This is a genomic window from Fontimonas sp. SYSU GA230001 (genome assembly GCF_040066175.1).
Classification (GTDB): Bacteria; Pseudomonadota; Gammaproteobacteria; order Nevskiales; family Nevskiaceae; genus Solimonas.
Window position 1 is genome coordinate 1 of the sequence record NZ_JBEAAM010000049.1, and the last position, 2,193, is coordinate 2,193.

Genomic DNA, 2,193 nt, shown 5'->3' on the forward strand with positions numbered 1-2,193 from the left:
AAGGGTATGAGGAATATCGTGTTGTTGGACGCCCTGCATGCAGATGTTGCGATGTAGTGTAAAATGGGACTATGCTGTTGTTTACGGCATGGACCGATTTGCCCTGAGTCTGACTTGAAACCATCACAGGCATTGGCTGCACACCGAGCGGAGCTGCGGCAATTGGCCGCCCGCCATGGTGTTTTGCGCCCGCGCGTGTTCGGCTCGGTGTTGCATGGCGACGATAGTGACGACAGCGACCTCGATCTGCTGGTGGACCCGACGCCCTCCACGACCCTGCTGACTCTGGCGGGGCTGCAGATCGAAGCGCAAGAGTTGCTCGGCGTTCCCGTCGATGTGCTGACGCCCAAGGCGCTGCCACGCAACGCCCGCGCGCGCATTCTTCAAGAAGCCGCCCCCTTGTAATGACGCGCAAGCAACCGCGCGTTGCCGACTACCTGGACCACATCGTTCAGGCCATCGAACGCGCCACCGCCTGCCTTGATGGTTTGCCGGACGCTGCCGCGCTCGAAACCAAGTGGATGGAGCAAGATGCGGTGATCCGGAGCATCACCGTCATTGGCGAGGCGGCCACCAAAATCCTCAAGGTCGATCCCGCCTTCGTGGCGCAGCATGCGCAGGTGCCTTGGCAGCAGATGAGCGCGATGCGCAACCGTGTCGTACACGACTACTTCGAGGTCGATCTGGATGTCGTGTGGAGCACGGTCATGCACGATCTGCCGGTGCTTCGGCAGCAGGTCCAGGCCATTCTCGATCGCATCCGGCCAGTGGTGCCCGAAAACGCGCCACGGCAATGACCTCTCTGCTCAACCTGCGCCACCTGCGCACCCTGCGGGTTGACGAGAGCGAGCACGACTACCACGTACAGGCTGAGAGTGCGGCCGCCACGCGGCAGTGCGCTCACTGCAGCAGCCCGAGCATCATCGGCTTCGGCCGTTACGAGGTCCTGATCCGCGACCTGCCGAGCCACGGCAAGCGCGTCGGCATCTACGTTCAGAGGCGCCGTTTCAAGTGTAGGTCGTGCGGCCGGACCTTTTCCGAGGCACTGCCCGAGGTCGACGACAAACGCGAGATGACCGCGCGCCTGGTGCAGTGGATCGGTAAGCAGTCGCTCAAGCGGCCCTTCGCGCACATCGCCGAGGAGTGCGGCGTTGCCGACAAGACCGTCCGTCTGATCTTCAGCGATTACGTCGACGAGCTGCAGAAGCGGGTCCGGATCGAAGCTCCGCAGATGATGGGCATCGACGAGATCCACATCATCCGTCGGCCGCGCTGCGTCATCGGCAACATCCAGCACAACACCATCGTCGACATGCTGCCCGACCGGAACAAGACCTCGGTCGCGCGCTACCTGACGAACCTGCCGGGCAAGGAGAAGGTCCGGTACGTCGCTATGGACATGTGGACGCCCTACCGGGACGCCTGCCGTGCGGTGCTGCCGCAGGCACAGATCGTCGTCGACAAGTTCCACGTCTTGCGGATGGCCAACCAGGGTATGGAGAACGTCCGCAAGGCCCTGCGCTCCGGACTGGAGCTGCGCCAGCGACGCGGTCTGATGCACGACCGCTTCGTGCTGCTCAAGCGGCCGGCAGACCTGACCGACCGCGACCGCCTGCTGCTCGACGGTTGGACGGCGAACTATCCGGCGCTGGGCGCCGCCTACCAGGTCAAGGAGGCGTTCTTCGGCCTGTACGACTGCGCGTCCAAGGCAGAAGCGGAGCGGTACTACGATGCCTGGAGGAACAGCCTGCCGGCCGAGGTGGCGCCGCATTTCAAGGACATTACGACGGCGTTCAAGAACTGGCAGCCGCTGATCCTGGCTTACTTCGATCACCGGATCACGAACGCCTTCTCGGAGAGCATGAACAACCTGATCAGGCTCATGAACCGCCTGGGAAGGGGCTACAGCTTCGAGGCGCTCAGGGCGAAGGTCCTGTTCAACGATCGGTTGCACAAGCAGCGTCGTCCGCCTTTCCGCCGCCGTGACGACTTGGTCACGGCCGACATGATGACGACCGGGATGGCGCGCACGTTCTCGCAGCGTGTCGTTGACGAAGGACCATTGATCAACTACGGCGTCGACATCGAGCTGCTGACGCGGCTGCTGGAGGACGGGACGCTGTAACAACACTGGGATAGGGTCGGTCGACGAAGCGCCGGAATGCCCTCGACAACAGCATTTCCCCGATACCC

At 63.0% G+C, this 2,193-nt stretch carries 3 protein-coding genes; all 3 read left to right on the forward strand.

Annotated elements, in window-relative coordinates; genetic code table 11:
* Positions 1 to 114 precede the first annotated feature (114 nt).
* Genes AAG565_RS15650 through AAG565_RS15660 form a run of 3 tightly spaced genes read left to right on the forward strand, consistent with a single transcriptional unit; the run spans position 115 to position 2,125 of the window.
* Positions 115 to 405, forward strand: a complete 291-nt coding sequence (locus AAG565_RS15650; RefSeq protein ID WP_348820578.1) for a nucleotidyltransferase domain-containing protein — start codon at positions 115 to 117, stop codon at positions 403 to 405.
* Positions 405 to 797, forward strand: coding sequence for a DUF86 domain-containing protein (locus AAG565_RS15655; protein ID WP_348820579.1), 393 nt, complete (start codon positions 405 to 407; stop codon positions 795 to 797). The genes AAG565_RS15650 and AAG565_RS15655 overlap by 1 nt, the downstream gene beginning before the upstream one ends.
* Entirely contained in the window at positions 794 to 2,125 is a 1,332-nt protein-coding gene (locus AAG565_RS15660; protein WP_348820580.1) for an ISL3 family transposase, read from the forward strand. The genes AAG565_RS15655 and AAG565_RS15660 overlap by 4 nt, the downstream gene beginning before the upstream one ends.
* Positions 2,126 to 2,193: the final 68 nt, after the last annotated feature.

Excerpts from the sequence above, each read along its gene's own strand:
- AAG565_RS15655 (WP_348820579.1), top strand. The coding sequence starts at position 405 with ATGACGCGCAAGCAACCGCGCGTTGCCGACTACCTGGACCACATCGTT.
- AAG565_RS15660 (WP_348820580.1), top strand. The coding sequence starts at position 794 with ATGACCTCTCTGCTCAACCTGCGCCACCTGCGCACCCTGCGGGTTGAC.